Annotated in this window: 17 protein-coding genes; 9 read left to right on the forward strand and 8 right to left on the reverse strand. The window is 67.2% G+C overall.

Annotation, left to right across the window (positions count from 1 at the left end; genetic code table 11):
• Positions 1 to 52 precede the first annotated feature (52 nt).
• Entirely contained in the window at positions 53 to 967 is a 915-nt protein-coding gene (locus tag ON45_RS05525) for an ROK family protein (protein ID WP_083914425.1), read from the forward strand.
• An 84-nt stretch (positions 968 to 1,051) separates the two neighbouring features.
• Here the strand turns inward: ON45_RS05525 and ON45_RS05530 are convergent, their stop codons facing one another.
• Positions 1,052 to 1,315, reverse strand: coding sequence for a GlsB/YeaQ/YmgE family stress response membrane protein (locus tag ON45_RS05530; protein WP_040492600.1), 264 nt, complete (start codon positions 1,313 to 1,315; stop codon positions 1,052 to 1,054).
• 222 nt (positions 1,316 to 1,537) lie between these two features.
• Between ON45_RS05530 and ON45_RS05535 the strand changes: the two genes are divergently transcribed.
• Entirely contained in the window at positions 1,538 to 3,058 is a 1,521-nt protein-coding gene (locus ON45_RS05535) for an HNH endonuclease signature motif containing protein (RefSeq protein ID WP_040492601.1), read from the forward strand.
• A 37-nt stretch (positions 3,059 to 3,095) separates the two neighbouring features.
• On the opposite strand, the gene ON45_RS05540 is transcribed toward ON45_RS05535, so the two are convergent.
• Both ON45_RS05540 and ON45_RS22540 read right to left on the reverse strand, forming a co-directional pair.
• The gene (locus tag ON45_RS05540; protein WP_083914447.1) at positions 3,096 to 3,269 is read right to left on the reverse strand and encodes a DUF1059 domain-containing protein; all 174 of its coding nucleotides are present in this window, start codon (positions 3,267 to 3,269) and stop codon (positions 3,096 to 3,098) included.
• A gap of 52 nt (positions 3,270 to 3,321) precedes the next feature.
• Positions 3,322 to 3,474, reverse strand: a complete 153-nt coding sequence (locus ON45_RS22540) for a DUF1059 domain-containing protein (RefSeq protein WP_148288538.1) — start codon at positions 3,472 to 3,474, stop codon at positions 3,322 to 3,324.
• A 60-nt stretch (positions 3,475 to 3,534) separates the two neighbouring features.
• Between ON45_RS22540 and ON45_RS05545 the strand changes: the two genes are divergently transcribed.
• Both ON45_RS05545 and ON45_RS05550 read left to right on the forward strand, forming a co-directional pair.
• Positions 3,535 to 4,296 (forward strand): AfsR/SARP family transcriptional regulator, encoded by a 762-nt coding sequence (locus ON45_RS05545; protein ID WP_040492603.1) that lies wholly within the window; start codon positions 3,535 to 3,537, stop codon positions 4,294 to 4,296.
• 71 nt (positions 4,297 to 4,367) lie between these two features.
• Entirely contained in the window at positions 4,368 to 5,252 is an 885-nt protein-coding gene (locus ON45_RS05550; RefSeq protein ID WP_158412219.1) for a universal stress protein, read from the forward strand.
• A 27-nt stretch (positions 5,253 to 5,279) separates the two neighbouring features.
• On the opposite strand, the gene ON45_RS05555 is transcribed toward ON45_RS05550, so the two are convergent.
• On the reverse strand, positions 5,280 to 5,804 hold the full coding sequence (locus ON45_RS05555) for a pyridoxamine 5'-phosphate oxidase family protein (protein WP_083914431.1): 525 nt from the start codon (positions 5,802 to 5,804) through the stop codon (positions 5,280 to 5,282).
• Positions 5,805 to 5,893: 89 nt separating this feature from the next.
• Between ON45_RS05555 and ON45_RS05560 the strand changes: the two genes are divergently transcribed.
• Positions 5,894 to 6,883 carry a 2-hydroxyacid dehydrogenase gene (locus tag ON45_RS05560; protein ID WP_040492628.1) on the forward strand — a complete coding sequence of 330 codons (990 nt, stop codon included), beginning with the start codon at positions 5,894 to 5,896 and terminating at the stop codon, positions 6,881 to 6,883.
• A gap of 26 nt (positions 6,884 to 6,909) precedes the next feature.
• Here ON45_RS05560 and ON45_RS05565 read toward each other — a convergent pair whose 3' ends face one another.
• Positions 6,910 to 8,337 carry a wax ester/triacylglycerol synthase domain-containing protein gene (locus tag ON45_RS05565; RefSeq protein ID WP_158412221.1) on the reverse strand — a complete coding sequence of 476 codons (1,428 nt, stop codon included), beginning with the start codon at positions 8,335 to 8,337 and terminating at the stop codon, positions 6,910 to 6,912.
• Positions 8,338 to 8,402: 65 nt separating this feature from the next.
• Positions 8,403 to 9,848 carry an HAD-IB family hydrolase gene (locus tag ON45_RS05570; protein WP_040492629.1) on the reverse strand — a complete coding sequence of 482 codons (1,446 nt, stop codon included), beginning with the start codon at positions 9,846 to 9,848 and terminating at the stop codon, positions 8,403 to 8,405.
• 115 nt (positions 9,849 to 9,963) lie between these two features.
• On the opposite strand from ON45_RS05570, the gene ON45_RS05575 reads away from it, so the two are divergent.
• The 3 genes from ON45_RS05575 to ON45_RS05585 are packed head-to-tail and all read left to right on the forward strand — an operon-like array spanning position 9,964 to position 13,283.
• Entirely contained in the window at positions 9,964 to 11,424 is a 1,461-nt protein-coding gene (locus ON45_RS05575; RefSeq protein WP_158412223.1) for a class I adenylate-forming enzyme family protein, read from the forward strand.
• Positions 11,424 to 12,338, forward strand: coding sequence for a lysophospholipid acyltransferase family protein (locus ON45_RS05580; RefSeq protein ID WP_051062551.1), 915 nt, complete (start codon positions 11,424 to 11,426; stop codon positions 12,336 to 12,338). Before ON45_RS05575 ends, ON45_RS05580 begins: the two co-directional genes overlap by 1 nt.
• Before the next feature lie 48 nt (positions 12,339 to 12,386).
• Positions 12,387 to 13,283, forward strand: a complete 897-nt coding sequence (locus ON45_RS05585; protein WP_040492608.1) for a hypothetical protein — start codon at positions 12,387 to 12,389, stop codon at positions 13,281 to 13,283.
• A gap of 6 nt (positions 13,284 to 13,289) precedes the next feature.
• Here the strand turns inward: ON45_RS05585 and leuS are convergent, their stop codons facing one another.
• The gene (gene leuS / locus ON45_RS05590; protein ID WP_040492609.1) at positions 13,290 to 16,199 is read right to left on the reverse strand and encodes a leucine--tRNA ligase; all 2,910 of its coding nucleotides are present in this window, start codon (positions 16,197 to 16,199) and stop codon (positions 13,290 to 13,292) included.
• Positions 16,200 to 16,364: 165 nt separating this feature from the next.
• On the opposite strand from leuS, the gene ON45_RS05595 reads away from it, so the two are divergent.
• Positions 16,365 to 17,525, forward strand: a complete 1,161-nt coding sequence (locus ON45_RS05595) for a serine hydrolase domain-containing protein (protein WP_040492610.1) — start codon at positions 16,365 to 16,367, stop codon at positions 17,523 to 17,525.
• Positions 17,526 to 17,567: 42 nt separating this feature from the next.
• On the opposite strand, the gene ON45_RS05600 is transcribed toward ON45_RS05595, so the two are convergent.
• Positions 17,568 to 18,836: a cytochrome P450 gene (locus ON45_RS05600; protein ID WP_040492611.1), complete on the reverse strand. Its 1,269-nt coding sequence runs from the start codon at positions 18,834 to 18,836 to the stop codon at positions 17,568 to 17,570.
• Positions 18,837 to 18,856 lie beyond the last annotated feature (20 nt).

The following is an 18,856-nucleotide window of genomic DNA, read 5'->3' on the forward strand; positions in this document are numbered from 1 at the left end:
CACGGAGCGCCGGAACAGATCACGAGAACGGGGTTGTAGGGTCGGGCGCTCTATGTCGGATTCGGGAGGAGTGGGTCGGGTCGTCGCTGGGATCGAGGGTGGCGGGACGACGTTCAAGTGCGCCGCAGGCCGCGATCCCCTCGACCCGGATCTCGAGACGACGATCCCGACGACCGATCCGGAGACGACGCTCACGGCGGTGGCCGACTTCCTGCGCGATGCCGAATCCCGCCTCGGCCCGATCGACGGAATCGGCGTGGCGATGTTCGGTCCGATCGAGATCCGTCCGACGAACGAACACTGCGGTCGAATCGGTCGGACCCCGAAGCTCGAGTGGCGTGAGGCGAACGTGCTCGAACCACTCCGTGCGTGGACCGACACCACCATCCGGTTGGACACCGACGTCAACGGCGCCGCCCTCGCCGAGTCGGTCCACGGAGCCGGATCCGATGTCGAGTCGATCATCTACATCACGATCGGTACGGGGATCGGTGGCAGCTACGTCAGCGGCGGTCGCGTGCCGCCCGCCCTGGTGCACCCGGAGATGGGTCACATCTCGGTCCGCCGCCCACCGAACGACGAGTTCGCCGGAGTGTGTCCGATTCACGGAGACTGCTGGGAAGGGCTCGCCTCCGGCACGGCTCTCGCTGCGCGGAACGGTTTGACCGGCGCCGAGATGACGGTGGACCAGCTCGCCGCTGCAGTCGCTCACGAGGGCCGCGACCTCGGAGCGGGGATCGCCGAACTCGCACTCTCGACCGCGCCGCACCGGTTCGTGCTCGGCGGCGGCGTTGCGCAGATGACCGGTCTGCTCGACGCCGTCCGGATGCATGTGGCCACCGCGCTCGATGCGTACCCGGGCGTCGCCGCCCACCAGTCTCCCGACTACATCGTCACCTCGCGACTCGACGGTCGTGCCGGGATCATCGGCGCAATGATGCTCGGAGTCGAGGCGGCTCTGTCCTGACGCGTCGGGAACTCGCGTCGGCTTCGGACGCGACCGCATCGTTTCCGGCCCAGCGCAATCGTTGGCGTGTGCTCGCGGCGGTCGTCAGGGGGTAGGGGAGCGTCGGGCGTCGATGGCCCGCCAGATCAGCAGGACGATCACGGCGCCGATGATCGAGAAGATCACACCGCCCGGTTGCAGGGCTCCCTCGTCGGCGTCCCAACCGAAGAGCGCCCACGCCAGGAACCCTCCGGCGAACGAGCCGACGATGCCGAGCAGCACGGTCCACCAGAAACCGATCGCGTCGCGCCCGGGTACCAGCAGTCGAGCGAGGAACCCCGCCACGACACCGATGAACAGCAAGTACATGATCGCCCACTAGTTGAACACGGTCTCTCCTCCGAATGTGGGTGCCCGGCACATCATCGCGCGACGGGGTGGCCGTGAGTGGGAACGACCGATTCGGCGATGGGCATTCGAATCAGCTCCGTGATCTCGATGTTCGGCCTTTCGTCGACGCGCTGCGCCTGTACGTCGGATGCCGTGGTCAAGACATTGACAGCGAACATACGTTCGTAATACTGTCTCGGTATGGACACAGGGTTCGTGGACGAGTTGGTCGCGATGCCGACCGCTGCACTCGACGAACTCCTGCGTGCGGCCGAGCTCGAACGTCGCGATGCCGAGGTCAAGCTCGCGCTGATCGCCTCGGTGGCGGAACAGCGTCAACAGTTCCTGTCCGACGGTCACCGGTCGATGGCGGGCTACCTGAAGGCCCATCTGAACTGCTCGGGCGCCGAGGCGAATCGGATCCGTCGCCGCGGCAAGCTGCTGAACGAGAAGGAGGGAGCGATCGAGGCACTCGCGGCGGGGCGGGTGTCGATGAGCAACGCCGACGTGCTCGCGAAGGCGATCGCGCATCCACGCGTGGGTGACCGGGTCGGTGAGTTCGTGCCGACGCTGCTCGAACACGCTGAGCACTTTCCTCCGAAGGACTTCGGCGTGTTGGTCGACCGAGTGATCGCGAACGCCGATGCCGACGGTGCCCATCCGGATGATGATCACGGGGCATGTGCCACGGTCACGGCCGGACCGGATGGCGTGTACATCAACGTCACCGGCGGGACCGCGCTCCAGGGCGCCGAGATGAAGGCGATCTTCGATCTGGCGGTCGAAGCGGAGTTCCGGAGGGATGTCGAGGCTCGCCGTATCGAGCATGGCGAGGCTGCCGACCAGCGTCCGCTGCCGCGATCCGCACGTCAGCGGCGTTTCGCTGCCCAGTACGCGATTCACATGGCGTACGTGTCGACTCCCGCCGATGCCCAACGCCCGGAGCCGATCGTGAACATCCTCTACACCGCCGGGCGGGCGGGGAGCGCCCTGGCCGAGCACGGGTTGGCAGCCGACGACCACGTGTTCGACGCCCCGGAGAACGGCCTCGCCGTGGAAGACGCGGATGACCTCCTTGCCGGTCGGTGCGAGACCTCGACCGGCGTGACGATCGGTGATCACGCCGCGACAGCCGCGATGATTCGTGGACGAGTTCGGCGTGCCGTGATCGACACCGCCGGGGTCACGATCGATCTCGGGCCCCGCCGACGCCTGTTCGTCGGAGCTGCACGAGAAGCGGCGCAGTTGATCGCGCTCCGTTGTTCGCACCCGGGCTGTTCGATCCCCGCAGAATTCTGTGATGTCGACCACCTTCGACGTCACGCCGACGGTGGGCCGACCGACCAGCACAACGCGGGTCCGGGATGTGGATCGCACAACCGTTTCAAGGAACGCGCCGGGCTCCGAAGTCGGCGGGCGGCGAACGGCCGCATCTACCTGATCCGGCCCGACGGCTCGGTCGTCCTCCCCGTCGGAGAACGACGACCCGACTGGGCCGAACCCGATCCCCGGCTCGATCCCCGGCTCGATCGACAGCCGGATCGACCGCCGGATCGTGCACCGCCGGGACCAGAACCTCCCGGGTTCGAGTCGATCACGTGGGGCGAGTTCATGGAGCGGCGCGACGAGCTGACGAGGGTCGCCGGAGGCGGTGCCGGGCACCAGAACGCCGTGTGGTCGATCGTTCGACTCGGCGTCGGCGACCTGCCGCTCACCGGCTGACGGATCGTCGACCGCCGTCTCGCTCGGGCTTCCCGCCTCAGGCTTCGACGATGCCGGCGCGAATCGCGCGGGCCACGTCGTCGGGAACTTCGCTCATGCCGTGCGCCGACGCGGCGTGCGCGGCCGCAGCGGCCATCACGTCGTCGTCGGTTTCACCGGTCACCACTCCGTCGCATCCGTCGACGACGTCGCCACAGGAAAACTTCTTCATCGTTCGCTCCTCGATCGGCGGCACTCCGGAGGAGCGACGCAACGTACGGAGATCAGTTCGGATGAGTCATGGAACGCGCTTGTTCGTCGCTCAGGTCCATGTCGTGCACCGACCGCGCGTGTGACTGCGCCTCGGCGACGACCGCATCCTCGTCGATGCCGCGTAGCACGGTTCCGCAGGGGCACTCGATCGTGTGTCCGCTCATCATCTGACCTCCTGTGTGGCAACCTACGGAACCGGACTTGGGGGGATCGTTGGTGAAAGCTTGGCACGTCTGTATCTGACCGGGGGACTGGTGATGGAGGGCCCGGGCGGTGGCTTCGGCGAAGCCGATCTTCCCGGGCCGCAGGCGAGAGTCGCCCTCGTCGCGCTCGTCGTCGAGCGTCGGCCGATCTCCCACGACGCACTCGCCGACATCGTGTGGGACGGCGATCCGCCAGTCCAGTGGAAGTCGGCGCTCGCCGCGTTGGTGTCGAAGATTCGCTCGCTGATCACCGGGATCGGAATGGACGGATCGGCGATCGTGGTATCCGCCGGCGGCAGCTACGGATTCGCGGCGCCACCCGAAACCTGGATCGACCTGGAGCACGCTGCAGCGGCGCTCGACCGTGCCGAGGGGGCACTGCGCCACGGACGACTCGAAGATGCGGTGCAGGAGGCAACCGTTGCGGCCTCCATCTTCCGTCGGCCGCTGCTGGCGGGTGCGGAGTGTTCATGGCTCGACGCGGCCCGGGAGCGCCAGCGCGATGCGCGCCATCGGGCGTTGGTCACCCTGGCGAGTGGCTGGCAGCGCCTCGGCGATCACCAGCTCGCCTCCGTCGTGGCCGAAACCGCCGTGACGACCGACCCCTATCGCGAGACGGGACACCGACTGCTGATCGAGGCGCACCGTGATCGGGGCGACAGCGGCGCAGCGCTGCGTGCACTCCAGCGATGCGAACAGATCTTCACCGAGGAGCTCGGTGTCCATCTGTCACCGGAGACGGTGGCGCTCGCCGATCAGGTCCGACTCCCCGCCACCCGCTGACCCAGCCGACCCCGCGAGTTCGGGACGTTCGGCCTTCACGGCGACGAGCAACGATCGATACCGTGCAGTGGGTGAGCGAACGGAACGCATCGCCGGAGCAGGTTTCCCGATGGATGGTCGGCGTCGATGGCTCTCACAACGCGGCGTCCGCGTTGCGCTGGGCTGTCGCGGCCGCCGCCGAGATGACCGGCGATGTCGTTCCCGTGTGCGTGTGGCATGTCCCGCTCCCCATCTTCGCTCTCGCCGGCCGCCGGGCCATCGATGTGGATCGCGCCGGAATCGAAGCGAGCACGAATGTCGCCGCGACAGCCAGTATCGAGATGGCCGCCGAGGAGCACGGAGCCGGGTTCGAGGTCGGCGAGTTGTCGTCGGTCGAGGGGCATCCGTCAGAAGTACTCGTCGATCTGACCGGCGACGGGGACGCGGTCGTGGTCGGACGTCGCGGCATCGGCCAGATCCGCCATCGGCTGCTCGGCTCGGTCAGCCGCGACCTCGCGACCAACGCACGCGGTCCCGTCGTGATCGTGCCCGACGGATGGGAGCCACGGCCGATTCGATCGGTCGTGGTGGGTTTCGACGGGAGTGATCATGCGAAGGCGGCACTGGCCTGGACGTTGGCGAACGCGCCGACCGAGGCGCGCGTCGAGGCGCTGATCGCGATCGACCTCATGCCGTGGCTGCAACCCGAACTCGTACTCGAACGCCACGGCGACGACGTTGCCGCCGCCGAGGATCGCATCCGAGCTGCGGCCGCCGAGGTGGACCCCGATGGCCGGGCGGCGCAGAGGATCGTGCTCCACAGTCCGAAGCAGGCGTTGGCCGAGGCGATGAGCGATGCCGACCTGGTGGTCGTGGGTCCGCGGGGGATGGGCGCGATCGGCCGCTCGGTGCTCGGTTCGGTGACGACGTGGCTGCTGCAGGACGCGGCCTGCCCCGTTGCCGTGGTGCCGAGCTGACTCGTCCGGAGCCGAGTCAGCCGACGTTCAGGACGGACGGATCTTCGAGGCGCCGGGATGGTATTCGGCGCCGGGCTCCGGGACGACCGCTCCCGGCTTCGCGTCGACGGGCTTCCAGCCGATCGACGAGTCGGCCCGGATCGTGTCGAGGATGTGGAACCTGCGGCCGGTGACCTCGTGGGGCGTGATGCGGACGAAGTTGGGCTTCGGATCGGCGGCCCACGGGAACAACGGGAGGTCCTCGGCGTCGAAGACCTCCTCCATCCGCTCGACCTGGTCGGCCCATCCCTTCACGACGACGCTCCACGCCACGCGTTCGGTCGGAAGGTAGCCGTCGATCTCGAAGGCGACATGATGCATCAGGGCGGCTGCCGCGAACTTCGTCCCCGCGCCGGTGCGGAACACGATGGTGCCGTCGTCGACCACGTAGTTCACCGGGTAGATGTCCGGCCGACCCGCGACATCGACGGCGAGTCGACCCACGGTCGTCTCGTCCAGCAGCCGCCAGCACTCGGTGTCGCTGAGGATTTCGGGGGCGTACTCGTTGCTCATGACTCCATCGAAGCGCAGTTCGGATCGTCGTGCCAGGGTCCAAGGTCACGTTGTTCGGTCGCATCGGGCGTTCCGGCCAGAATCGGGGGATGCCACGTCTCGTGATGTTCTCGACCAAGCCCTACGACCAGCGGGGATTCGACTCCGAGGCGGTCGGTCGTCAGGTCGAGATCGAGTATCTGGAGACGCGCATGGACGTCCACACCGTCGCTCTCGCTCAGGGCGCCGATGCGGTGTGCATCTTCGTGAACGACGACGCATCGGAACCGGTGCTCGAGGCGCTCGCGAACGGTGGGACGAAGATCGTGGCCCTCCGGTGTGCCGGGTTCAACAACGTCGACCTCGATGCGGCAGGTCGGCTCGGGATCACGGTCGTGCGGGTTCCCTCGTACTCGCCGAATGCCGTCGCCGAGCACACGATCGCGTTGATCCTCAGCCTGAACCGCCACATCCATCGTGCGTACAACCGCGTGCGGGACGGGAACTTCGCGCTCGACGGGCTGGTCGGATTCGACGTGGCCGGCACGACCGCGGCGGTGATCGGCACCGGTCAGATCGGCATGATCGTGGCGCGATTGCTGTGGCACTTCCGGTGCGACGTGGTCGCCGTCGACCCGTACCGGGACCAGCATCTGCTCGACCTCGGCGTCGAGTACGTCGAACTCGACGAGGCGCTGGAGCGGTCCGACATCGTCACGCTGAACTGTCCGCTCGTCGACGAGACGCATCACCTCATCGACGCGGAGGCGATCGCCAAGATGAAGCCGGGTGCGATGCTCGTCAACACCGGTCGGGGTGCGCTGATCGACACGGTCGCCGTGCTCGACGGTCTCAAGTCGGGTCAGGTCGGATCGCTCGCCCTCGATGTGTACGAGGAGGAGGGCGAACTGTTCTTCGAGGACCGCAGCGCCGAGATCATCGACGATGACGTGTTCGCCCGACTGTTGACGCTGCCCAACGTGTTGATCACCGCGCACCAGGCGTTCTTGACGCGAGAGGCGCTCGGAGCGATCGCCGAGACGACGATCGCCAACGTGCTCACGGTCGCTTCCGGATCGACCTCACCGAACCAGCTGTAGGCAACCGGCCCGCTCGCCGAACGGGATCAGTCGCACGCCGCGAGGAAGTCCGCGAACGACGACTCGATGTCATCGCGGAACGACTCCGGATCCGTGAACGCCGCTGGATCGACGAAGATTCCGATGTCGAACTGGCCGTTCATGGAGAGCGCGGTGATGTTCGCTCCGGTCCCTGCCACCGGGCCCATCGGGATGGCGGCCATCACCTCGGAACCCGACACGTAGATGGGGAACGGGGCGCCGCGCAGGTTCGACGTGGCGAAGTCGATGCGTGCTGCAGCCGAGCGTGCGGTCGAGGTGACGACCGATGTCGGCAGGAGATTGATGACACCGGACAACCCCGTCATCCCGCCCGTGCGCTGCGCCTCGTCCTTGGCGCTTTCGAGTGTCGCAATGACGGCGGCGACTCGTTCCGCCGGTTCCATCGGTCCTGCGGGCAGCCGGACGGGGACGGGGGTGAACGCGTTTCCGCCCGCCTTTCCGTCCTTCCGCGTGCTGAGCACGAAACTCGAGTTCACGTGCGCGATGTGGATCCCGCGCTCGAGGTGATAGCGGTGGGCAGCCTCGGTCAGTCCGGCGAGGAACGCGTCGTTGATGGTGCCACCCGCGAGCTTGCCGATCTTCTTCAGATCGTCGACGCGCAGGCTGACCCACTCGAACCGTCGATGGCGTGACCGACCCGACAGCAGCGGCGACCCGGTCGGCGCCTCGCCCTCCTCGTCATTCGACGGGCGCAGCTGGGATGCTGCACCGCGGACGGTGTCGCGGACGTTCCCGACCGTCGTCCCGATGCGGCTGGGATCGGCGGGCCACATCGCGACCTCACCGAGCAGGCGTCGACTGATCCCGACCTGGCGTCGAGCGAGGTGCGTTGTCGAGGCGCGGATGTTGGACACGGCAGTGGTTGCCATGTCGCCACCGGCTTCCTTGGCCGAGTGTGCAGCGGCTGCCTCGGCGATGATGCCTTCGAGGTCGACATCGGGAGGCGCCGGATCGTCCCGAGTGATCTGCTGGTACAGCTCGGCGATGCGGAGCTGGCCGATGCCGTCGCTGATGGCATGGTGGATGATCACCCACAGCGCCGATCGGTTGCCTTCGAGTCCACCGATGACGACGAATCGCCACAGCGGTCGCGTCCGGTCGAGCGGCTCGGAGTAGAGCTGCGCGGCGAGGTCGAGCAGTTGGCGAGTCGATCCGGGCGCCGGGAGCACGATCTCGCGCAGGTGCGCGTCGAGGTCGAACTCGGCGTCGGGCACCCACGCCGGGGTGGACATCCGGGCGAACCCCGGCACGACGCGCTGATACAACCGAGGCGTCTTCGCGACGCTGGCGCGCAACGTCGGGCGGAAGCGGTCCATGTCGAGCGGGCGGTCGAGAATGGTCAACGACGCGCCGCTGGGATTCAGCCACGGGTCCTTCTCGATGTTCCACATGAGCGCCTCGTGCTCGCTCATGCGAACCGACGTTTCGGCGGTGCGTTCTCTGGCCATGGCGTCTCCGTGTCGTCGTTCGGCTGATGTCAGGTGTCGGTGCCGGGGCGGCGCGTCGACTCGGCGTGTGGGTCTCCGCTGTACCCGGGCGGGAAGGTCCGCATGAGTTCCTCGGTGGTCGGCTCGCGATGTTCACGTGCCTCGGGAGGCAGCAGCGCGGAGATCGCGGTCATGATCCGCTTGGTGTCGGCGTTCGGGCTGCGGTACTTGAGCTCGACCGGCTCGCCGACCACGGCGGTCACGACCGGGCGTGTGAGCGGGTTGATGTTCGGGAGCCGCTGGCTGCGCGGCCAGACGTTCTCGGTTCCCCACAGTCCGACCGGGATGACGGGAACACGCGTCTGCGCTGCGAGCTTCGCCGCGCCCCACCGACCCTGCAGTTCCGGTTCGAAGAAGGCGGGTCCGCGAGGGATCGTGCCCTCCGGCGCGATGATCACGACCTCGCCGCCCTCGAGCGCACGAGCCGCGGCGATCAACGGCTCGTCGGACCCCGAAGCACGTTCGACGCGGACGCCACCGAGACCCTGGAGGAGTCGTCCGACGACCGGGACGTCGAACACTTCCTTCTTCCCGAGCCCGCGAACGTTCCGTCCGGCCCGTGCGAGCAGCAGGCCCATCACCGTCGGATCGAAGTACGAGCGGTGGTTGAACACGACGAGGGCAGGTCCCTCGGCGGGAATGTTGTCGTCGCCCTGGAACACGATGTCGGCGTACGGAGCGACGAGTTCGGGCCGCATCAGCGGACGCGTCCACTCCTGGATCTCGCGCCCGCCGACCTTGATGACACCTTCGCTCTTGTCGAGATGGCGGATCGGCCATCCCTTGATGCTGGCGAGCGCGGAGAGCCGGGCATCCGGATTGACCGCCACGGGCTTGCCGACGAGATCGAGGAGTGCAGCGTCGAAGTAGCTGTCGCTGTAGGCCGAGCTGCGGTCGAGGCGGACGTCGTGCTCCTCCGCCCACTCCTCGACAGCGTGCGCCTTGTCGGGGCCCCAGACGAAGACGCCGTCGATCTCACCGGTGTAGCTGTCGTCGTCGTGCTTCCACGCGGTGCCGACCACGCCGTCGAACTCCAGTCGGCGGGCGAGTGGCTCGGTGAACGCCAGGGGCGACGTGGACGCGAGCACGAGCAGGTCACCCGCCTGGCGGTGTTCCTCGATGAGCAACTTCGCGAACGGAAGCAACTGCTCGGCGATCTCCTCGGCCGCATCTTCCGCGGCGGACTCGACATCGGCGACCGACCAGCCCGCCGCGGCACGCACGGCGAGTTTCGCGGGTTGCATGAGGATCCGCGACTCACCCACCGTGTCGAAGATGGTCTTGAGTGCCCTGCTCGCGAGCCCGACGACCGAATCGACCGCGGGATTCGACGTGCCCGACGAGATGCCGGCATCGGTCAGATGACGCATGAAGATCGGCGTCGTCGACGCGGCGATCAGTGTCCGGTCGAGATCGAAGATTGCTGCAGTTGTCATGAGTTCCCCTTGGTCGACCCGCATGCGGATCGTAGTCGTGGCCATCGGTGAGGCTGCACCGGCCGTGACATACTGGGGTGAACGGGTCGAGGGGCGACCCGATGATGGGGGAACGATGAATCTTGCAGACGTGATCAACGGACACGACGCCGACCAGGTCGCGTTGATCGCCGGTGACGACGTGGTGACCTACGGAGTGCTCCGGGGACGCGTCGCTGCGATGCAGGCGGACCTGAACGGCCGAGGCGTCGGCGTCGACACCACCGTCGCGCTGGTCACCGGGAACGATGCCGCATTCGTCGTGGCGAGCCTCGCGGTGCTCGGCCTGGGCGGAGTGGTGATGCCGCTGAATCCCGGGAGCCCGACCAGCGAACTGGCCCGGAAGTTGAACGTCGCCGAACCGTTGCTCGCGCTGGTGGGTCATGCCGGCCGATTGCATCTGGGCGATCCAGCGGTCGGCACGCCGACGGTCGACCTCATCGAGATGGACAGCAACGCAGCGTCCGCCCAAGCGGCTGCCGACGGACCGACCGATGTGCTGATCGTCGACCGCGATCCGGACGCCCCGGCGTTCTACATGGCGACGAGTGGGGTGTCGGGAGCAGCGAAGGTCGCCGTGCTGAGTCATCACAACCTCGCGTGGGTGCACGAGGCGTTGGGCCAGGTCGATCCTCCGTTGACGGCGGACGACGTCGTGCTCGGCTCGCTGCCGTTCACGCACATCTTCGGGCTGAACGTCGTCCTGCTCGCCACGCTCAACGCGGGCGGGACCATCGTGATGCAGGAGCGTTTCGATGCAGACGAGAGCCTGCGTCTCGTTCAACGCCGCGGCGTCACCACATTGACGGGCGCGCCGCCGATGTGGAAACGCTGGCTCGAGGCCGATGTTCCCGACGATTCGCTGGCGTCGGTCAACTGGGCCGCGTCCGGAGCGGCCTCGCTCCCGCTCGAACTCTTCGAAGCGGTCCGGGAGCGTTTCGGCATCGAGGTCGTACAGGGCTATGGGCTGACCGAAACGTCGCCGATCGTCACGCTGGGCCGCGGCGCGCCGGTGCGTCCGACCTCCGTCGGCAAGGTGCTCCCCGGCGTCGAGGTCGCGCTGGTCGACGAATCCGGAACCCCGGTCGACTTCGGTGACGAAGGCGAGATCGTGGTCCGCAGCCCGGGTGTGTTCAGCGGCTATCTCGACGACCAGGACACGACCGAAGCGGTGCTGTCCGACGACGGCTGGCTGTGGACCGGTGACGTCGGGATCTTCGACGAGGACGGCTATCTGTACCTGGTCGACCGGATCAAGGACATCGTCATCGTCTCGGGCTTCAACGTGTATCCGGCCGAGGTCGAGAACGTGCTGATCCAGCACCCCGACGTGAGCGGAGTGATCGTGACCGGCACGGCCGACGAAACGACCGGCGAGACGGTCGTCGCGCACGTGGCGGGCACCGCCACGCAGCAACAGTTGGAGGCGCTCGCCGCCGAGCACCTGAGTCGTTACAAACGGCCGACGCAGTACCTCTTCCTCGACGAACTGCCGATCGCTGCGAACGGAAAGCCGATCCGACGGGCGCTGCGCTGATGGGTGGTTCGGCATCGTTCTCCTTCGAGTTGGCGCCTGAACTCCCGGGCGCCGACCGCTTCAGCAAGTACCTGACGGCCGCCTTCCGCACGATGGCGACGAAGCTGTGGGACTTCACGGTCGAAGGGCGCGAGAACATTCCGCTCGAGGGACCCGGAATCATCACCCCGAATCACCTCTCGTTCTGTGACTCCGTGTTCGTGCCATCCGCGCTCCCGCGCCGGGTGTGGGCGATCGGCAAGGGCGAGTACATGGACAGCTGGAAGACGAAGCACATCTTTCCCGCGATGGGAATGATCCCCGTGGACCGCACGGGTGGCGACGCGGCGAAGGCGGCGCTCGACACCGCGGCCAAGGTGCTCGACCAGGGGCATCTGTTCATGATCTACCCGGAGGGGACCCGCTCGCGTAGCGGCGATCTGCACAAGGGACGCACGGGAGCGGCGCGACTCGCGATCCGATGCAATGCTCCGATCATCCCGACCGGCCACGTCGGCACGGTCGAGGTCCAGCCGCCGGACAGCGTCGTCATGAAGCCGCGCAAGGCGGTGACCGTCCGGTTCGGAGCGCCGATGTGGGCGCACGAGTTCGGCGACCCGGAGGATCCGCGCACACTGCGTCGGTTCACCGACGCCGTGATGTTCGAGATCGCCGAGCTGTCCGGACAGAAATACGTCGACACCTACGCCGGGAAGAAGACGGAGACCCCGGATGAGCCCACGCCCGCACCGGAGCAGACTTCCGTCACCCCACGTCGGCCGAGCGTCGTCGGTGCCCATGGCGGAGTCGGGACGCGACCCACGCGGCCCTCGATGCGCGCCAGCGCATCGTCGGACGATGACGAGACGACCGTCGGCGTGCCACGCGGGCGCAAGGTGCCCGCAACCGCCGGAAACGCGGCCTCCGACAGCTGACCGTTCGCGACCTCGTCACGAAGAGGTCGTCTGCTTCAATGGCGTCCGATGACCGATGACGACCTGATCACGGGAGCAGCGGCGCCCTCGGCGGAGCGGATCATTCGCTCGCCGATCGCGCTCGACGCGGTGTGGGTCGCGTGCGTCTCCGCATTGTTGATCGTCTCGTCGGTGTTGCCACTCGTCGATCTCGAGGAGGTGTATCTGCGGACCGCCGACGCACCGTTGCGGGTGTACACCGTGTGGCTTCCCGTCGTGGCGGTGGTAACGGCGGTGCTCGGCGTCGTTCGGCGCTCGTCGGTGCTCGGCGCTGTGGCCACGGGACTGCTGGTCCCATCGGTGGCGCTCGCCGGTTCGGTCGCCGCTGCGCTGTTCTTCGATGCGGCTTCGCCGTTCACGGACGTCGGTGTGCCGGTCACACTGGCCGCAGCGGCGATCGGGCTGATCATGCTCCTGCGATGGTTCGTGTACCAACCGACTCCGATCGTCGGTGTCGATCTCCGACCCAACCGTGTGTCGGCGGTCGTGCTCGTGGCCCTCGGCGTCGCTCTCGCGGCGAACGTGGCCGTGAGCGCGGTCAGCGATGACGATCCGTGGTCGCTGCCGTTCGCGATGTCCACGGCACTGATGATGCTGACCGCGGCGGTCGTCGTCGCTGCTGGATTCGTTCGATCGGACGAGGCGAATGTGCTCGCGGCGACCGCCTGCGCGGCACAGTTGCTGGCGGTGATCGTGGTGCGCGTCGTCGAGCCATCCGACAGCGGCGTCGGGCTGGCCGAGTCGGCGACCACGTTGCGCACGGGAGCCGTCGGCCTGGTCCTGCTGGCTGCGGCGGCGGGGGTGGCGATCTTCGGCGCCGCAGTGTCGCGGCTCGATCCGGCCGTCGCCGACGGACCGGACGCGACCGACGACGCGGCCTGGCGATGGTCGGCCGACGACGCCTGAGCCGGCCTAGACGACGACGTTGACCATGCGCCCGGGGACCACGATGACCTTCTTCGGCGTGCCGCCATCGAGCGCCGCGACGATCTTCTCGTCGGCGAGCGCGCCGGCCTCGAGATCGTCCTCGCTCGCGTCAGCGGCGACGGTCATCCGGCTGCGGACCTTGCCGTTGACTTGGATCGGCACCTCGATCGTGTCGTCGACGAGGAGGTCGGGATCGGCGACGGGGAACTCGACGTAGGTGATCGAGCCGTCGGTGTCGACGGAGCGACCGAGTTTCGCCCAGAGTTCCTCGGCGACGTGCGGCACGAGCGGGGCGAGCATCAGCACCATCGGCTCGGCGACCTCCCGCGGCATCGCGTCGAGCTTCGTCACGTGGTTGTTCAACTCGATCAGCTTCGCGATCGCCGTGTTGAAGCGCAGCGCCTCCATCTCGGTCCGGACGACGTCGATCGTCTTGTGCAGCAGTCGACGAGTCTCGTCATCGGCGGGTTCGTCGACGACCGTGCAGTCGCCGGTGGTCTCGTCGACCATGTTCCGCCAGAGGCGTTGCAGGAACCGGTACTGGCCCACCACGTCCCGGGTCGACCAAGGTCGCGATGCGTCGAGCGGACCCATCGCCATCTCGTAGAGCCGGAGCGTGTCCGCGCCGTACTGCTCGTACATCTCGTCGGGCGAGACGGCGTTCTTCAGGCTCTTGCCCATCTTTCCCCACTCGCGGGTAACGGGCTGTTCGTGGAAGGAGAACTGGGGTTCACCGTCGATCTCGGCTTCTTCCACGACCTCACTCGCCTCGACGTAGATCTCGCGCTCGTCCTTGAACGCGGCGGCCTGGATGTAGCCCTGGTTGTACAGGCGTGCATACGGCTCGATCGAGCTCACGTGGCCGAGGTCGTACAACACCTTGTGCCAGAAGCGCGCATAGAGGAGGTGCAGCACGGCGTGCTCGACACCGCCGACGTAGAGATCGATCCCGCCCGGATGGTCGGGGCGGATGTCGGTGCGCGGACCCATCCAGTAGCGCTCGTTCTCCGGATCGACGAAACGCTCCTCGAGCGTCGGATCGATGTAGCGGAACTGGTACCAACACGACCCCGCCCACTGCGGCATCACGTTCGTGTCGCGCCGATAGGACCGGACGCCGCGCCCGTCGCCCAGGTCGAGTTCGACGTTCACCCAGTCCTCGAGCCGGTCGAGCGGGCTCTCCGGATTCGAGAACTCGTCGTCGGCGTCGAAGGTCCGCGGCGAGAACTGATCCGTCTCGGGAAGCTCGATCGGCAGCAGTTCGTCGGGAACCGTGTGTGGCCGGCCGTCCTCGTCGTAGACGATCGGGAACGGTTCGCCCCAGTAGCGCTGGCGGCTGAACAGCCAGTCGCGCAGCTTGTAGTTGATCGTCGCCTCGCCAGCGTCGTGGGCTTCGAGCCAGGCGTTGGTCATCGCGATGCCCTCGGCCGTGTTGTCGATGCCGTTCAGGTCGAGCGGCTCGGTGCCGGCAGGAGTTCCCGCCGACTGCACGTAGGCCGCGTCGCCGACGTAGGCCGTGGGCCAGTTCGTCGTGTCGAGGCCCGGCTCGATGCCGTGGTCGGCGAACCACTCGGCGGGCGGCTGCTGGATCGCGGGGATCGGGAGACCGAACTTGCGGGCGAATTCGAAGTCACGCTCGTCGCCGCACGGGACCGCCATGATCGCTCCCGTGCCGTAGCCCATCAGCACGTAGTCGGCGATCCAGATGGGGAGTTGCTCACCGTTGATCGGGTTCGTGGCGTACGCGCCGGTGAACACGCCGGTCTTCTCGCGGGTGTCGTCCTGGAGCTCGAAGTCCTTCTTGCCGACCGCTTGCTCGCGGTAGGCCGCGATCTCGTCACGCTTCGATTCGTCCGCCAGTTCATCGACGTACGGGTGCTCGGGGGAGAGCACCATGAACGAGGCGCCGAACAAGGTGTCAGGGCGGGTGGTGAACACCGTGATCGGGCCGGCAGCGGACGCGAAGTGGACTTTCGCACCGTGGCTGCGGCCGATCCAGTTGCGCTGCATCGACTTGATCGCGTCGGTCCAGTCGAGGGTGTCCAGGTCGTCGATCAGCCGGTCGGCGTACGCGGTGATCCGCATCATCCACTGGCGCATGTTGCGCTTGAACACCGGGAAGTTGCCGCGGTCGGAGCGTCCGTCGGCGGTGACTTCTTCGTTCGCGACGACGGTGCCGAGACCCGGGCACCAGTTGACCGGAGCCTCCGACACATACGCGAGTCGGTGATCGTCGATCACTTCGTCGCGCTCGGACGGGGACAGGTCGGCCCAGTCATGGCCGTCGTGGGTGGTGCGTGCTCCCGAGTCGAACTCGGCGATCAGTTCGTCGATCGGCCGTGCCTTCTCGGCGTCGGTGTCGTACCAGGCGTTGAAGATCTGGCTGAAGATCCACTGGGTCCAGCGGTAGTAGTCGGGGTCGATGGTGGAGATCGAGCGGCGGGTGTCGTGGCTGAGACCGAGGCGCCGGAGTTGGCGACGCATCGTGGCGATGTTGGCGTCGGTGGTGACCGCCGGGTGGGTGCCGGTCTGGACGGCGTACTGCTCGGCCGGGAGCCCGAACGCATCGAAGCCCATCGTGTAGAGCACGTTGTGTCCGGTCATCCGCTTGTAGCGGGAGAACACGTCGGTGCCGATGTAGCCGAGCGGATGGCCGACGTGCAGGCCGACGCCGGACGGGTACGGGAACATGTCCTGGACGAACAACTTCTCGCCACGCTCGGCGACGAGCTCGGCGTCGCCGAGCGGGCCGACCGGGTTGGGGGTCTCGAAGACGCCGGCGGCATCCCAGCGGTCCTGCCAGCCGACTTCGATCTCCTGGGCGAGTTCCGAGGTGTACCGGTAAGCAGGCGTGTCCGCCGTCGGGCTGCTGGTCGTGCTGTTCTCGTCACTCATACCGGCCCGCAATCCTACGGACGCCCACCCCCACCCTTCGAAAATGTTCGGTGGTGCCCAGTCACCGATGGACATTTCGTCGTGGCGCTCATCCCGTGACCCGACACTCGATGGGGCGACGCGGTCGAGCGCAGTTGGAATGACGGCTCTGGTTATGGTCGGCGGATGGTCGAGATCAACGGAACGGTCGCTCAGGGATTCGGCGCGGTCGCCGACGCCTTTCAACAGAACTTCGAGGAGTTCCCGGAGTTGGGAGCGGGGTTCGCGCTCGTCGCTGATGGGGAACTGAAGGTCGACATCACGGCCGGGGTGGCCGACAAGGCGACTGGTCGAGCCTTCGATGAGCAGACGTTGCAACTGGTGTTCTCGACCACGAAGGGTGCCGCAGCGATCTGCGTCGCTCGGCTCGTCGACGCCGGCGTGCTGTCGTACGACGACACGGTGGCGTCGCACTGGCCGGAGTTCGGCGCGGCAGGCAAGGAGAACGTGACGGTGGCCCAGATGTTGAGTCACCAGGCCGGACTGCCGTACGTGGACCAGGTCTTGTCGATGGACGCGCTGCTGGCCGTCGGACCGATCGTCGACGCGCTCGCGGCCCAGACCCCACTCTGGAAACCGGGGAGCACCCACGGCTATCACGCGGTCACGTACGGCTGGCTCGCCGGCGAACTCGTGCTTCGCGTCGACGGCCGATCGATCGGTACCTACTTCGCCGAGGAGGTCGCCGGGCCGCTCGGCCTCGATTTCTGGATCGGGCTCCCGGAGTCCGAGGAGCCTCGGGTGAGCACGCTGGAGCAGGCCCCGGCGCCGACCGACCCGGAGCAGTTGGCGTTGATGATGCAGGTGATGGGTCCTGGCACCGCTGGCTTCAACGCACTCACCATGAGCGGGGCGTTGATCGCGCTCGGCGCCGGCACCAATCCGTTCAACACCCGTGCCGTGCACGCCACCGAGATGCCCGCGGCGAACGGGATCACCAACGCGTCGAGCTTGGCGAAGATGTATGCGGCCACGGTGGGCGAGGTCGACGGGGTTCGCCTCGTCTCACCCGAGGTGATCGCGGCGGCGTCGGCCGAGGCCGTCAACGGTCCCGACCAGTGTCTCGTTGCCGAAACTCGCTTCGGGATGGGCTTCATGTTGCCCAACGACATGGTGCCGATGCTCGGCCCGAACGCGTTCGGCCACGCCGGCGCCGGCGGTTCGCTCGGCCAGGCCGATCCCGACACCGGCGTCGGCTACGGCTACGTGATGAACCAGATGCTCGGCGGAATCGCCGGCGACCCCCGCACCGTCCGACTCAACGACGCCGTCCGCACCTGCCTCTGAACTGCGCGTCGGTGTCGCTCACCAAAGCGCATCGCGCCGAACTCAGACGCTGAACTCGCAGGGCATCCGCTTGATGCCGTTGATGAAACCGGAGACGAGGCGGTCGGGTTCGCCGGTGATCTCGAGATCGGGCAACTCGCGGAAGATCTCGTCGTACATCACCTGGATCTCGCGGCGGGCGAGGTTCGCCCCGAGACAGAAGTGCGGACCGCCGGCTCCGTAGCCCTCCATGTCCTTGGTGTTCGGACGGGTGATGTCGAAGCGGTGTCCGTCGGCGAACACGTCCTCGTCACGGTTGCCCGACCAGTACCACATGACGACCTTCTCGCCGGCGGCGATCGTGGTGTTGCCGACCGTGACGTCCTCGTTCGCCTTGCGACGCATGTGGATCACCGGCGACGCCCAGCGGACGATCTCGTCCGCAGCGGTGAGCGACATCTCGTCGAAGTTGTTCCGGAGCAGTTCACGCTGATCCGGGTGCTTCGTCAGCTGGTGCATGCCCCACGAGATCGCGTTGCGGGTGGTCTCGTTTCCGGCGACCGCCAAGAGGATGAAGAACGATCCGAACTCGGCCGGTGTGAGGCGCTCGCCGTCGACCTCGGCGTGCATCAGGACGGACGCGATGTCATCCGTCGGCGTGCGCAGTCGATCCTCGCCGAGCTGTTGTGCGTAGTCGAACATGCCGGAAGCGCCCACGATGAGGCCGTCGAGATCGAGCGTGAAATCGGGATCGCCGGCGCCGAGGATGATGTTGGTCCAGTCGAAGATCTGCTGCTCGTCCTCTTCGGGGACACCGAGCATGTCGCAGATGATCTGGAGGGGGAGTGGGGCGGCGAATGATTCGACGAAGTCGATCGGCTCACCCCCTGCGGCCTTCTCCCTGGCCGCGACCACGAGCCGCTTCGCTCGCGTCTTCACCGACTCTTCGATCGCCGCCACCGTCTTCGGGGTGAAGCCCTTCTGGACCAGCATCCGGAACTTCGCGTGGCGAGGGTTGTCCATCACGATCATCGAGCCGAAGAACTCGAGCGTTTCCGGGGGCTGCTCGCCGAGCGTGATGCCGCCGGCGGACGAGAACAGGTCGGCCTTGCGGTTGACCTCCTTGATGTCGTCGTAGGTGACCGCCGACCAGAATCCGGGCCCCGCGATGCCGCCCTCGATGACCGAGAGTTCCTCGTGGAAGCACATGCCGTCGCCGTGTTTCGACTCCTCGCGCAGCGCAACGAAGGCCTCGTTCCGCCGATCGAGCGGTTCGATCCAGAAGTCGTTGCTTCCGAGGTGGGCGTCGGCCACGGTCCGGTATGCGGGCATGTGCCCATGGTGGCAGTCGT

This window comes from Ilumatobacter nonamiensis YM16-303 (assembly GCF_000350145.1).
GTDB lineage: Bacteria > Actinomycetota > Acidimicrobiia > Acidimicrobiales > Ilumatobacteraceae > Ilumatobacter_A > Ilumatobacter_A nonamiensis.

What these genes read in the sequence shown, in the direction of transcription:
- ON45_RS05595 (WP_040492610.1), top strand. Translation starts at nt 16,365, where the DNA reads ATGGTCGAGATCAACGGAACGGTCGCTCAGGGATTCGGCGCGGTCGCC.
- leuS (WP_040492609.1), bottom strand. Translation starts at nt 16,199, where the DNA reads ATGAGTGACGAGAACAGCACGACCAGCAGCCCGACGGCGGACACGCCT.
- ON45_RS05580 (WP_051062551.1), top strand. Translation starts at nt 11,424, where the DNA reads ATGGGTGGTTCGGCATCGTTCTCCTTCGAGTTGGCGCCTGAACTCCCG.
- ON45_RS22540 (WP_148288538.1), bottom strand. Translation starts at nt 3,474, where the DNA reads ATGAGCGGACACACGATCGAGTGCCCCTGCGGAACCGTGCTACGCGGC.
- ON45_RS05565 (WP_158412221.1), bottom strand. Translation starts at nt 8,337, where the DNA reads ATGAGCGAGCACGAGGCGCTCATGTGGAACATCGAGAAGGACCCGTGG.
- ON45_RS05530 (WP_040492600.1), bottom strand. Translation starts at nt 1,315, where the DNA reads ATGTACTTGCTGTTCATCGGTGTCGTGGCGGGGTTCCTCGCTCGACTG.
- ON45_RS05560 (WP_040492628.1), top strand. Translation starts at nt 5,894, where the DNA reads ATGCCACGTCTCGTGATGTTCTCGACCAAGCCCTACGACCAGCGGGGA.
- ON45_RS05555 (WP_083914431.1), bottom strand. Translation starts at nt 5,804, where the DNA reads ATGAGCAACGAGTACGCCCCCGAAATCCTCAGCGACACCGAGTGCTGG.
- ON45_RS05535 (WP_040492601.1), top strand. Translation starts at nt 1,538, where the DNA reads ATGGACACAGGGTTCGTGGACGAGTTGGTCGCGATGCCGACCGCTGCA.
- ON45_RS05540 (WP_083914447.1), bottom strand. Translation starts at nt 3,269, where the DNA reads ATGAAGAAGTTTTCCTGTGGCGACGTCGTCGACGGATGCGACGGAGTG.
- ON45_RS05585 (WP_040492608.1), top strand. Translation starts at nt 12,387, where the DNA reads ATGACCGATGACGACCTGATCACGGGAGCAGCGGCGCCCTCGGCGGAG.
- ON45_RS05525 (WP_083914425.1), top strand. Translation starts at nt 53, where the DNA reads ATGTCGGATTCGGGAGGAGTGGGTCGGGTCGTCGCTGGGATCGAGGGT.
- ON45_RS05600 (WP_040492611.1), bottom strand. Translation starts at nt 18,836, where the DNA reads ATGCCCGCATACCGGACCGTGGCCGACGCCCACCTCGGAAGCAACGAC.
- ON45_RS05575 (WP_158412223.1), top strand. Translation starts at nt 9,964, where the DNA reads ATGAATCTTGCAGACGTGATCAACGGACACGACGCCGACCAGGTCGCG.
- ON45_RS05570 (WP_040492629.1), bottom strand. Translation starts at nt 9,848, where the DNA reads ATGACAACTGCAGCAATCTTCGATCTCGACCGGACACTGATCGCCGCG.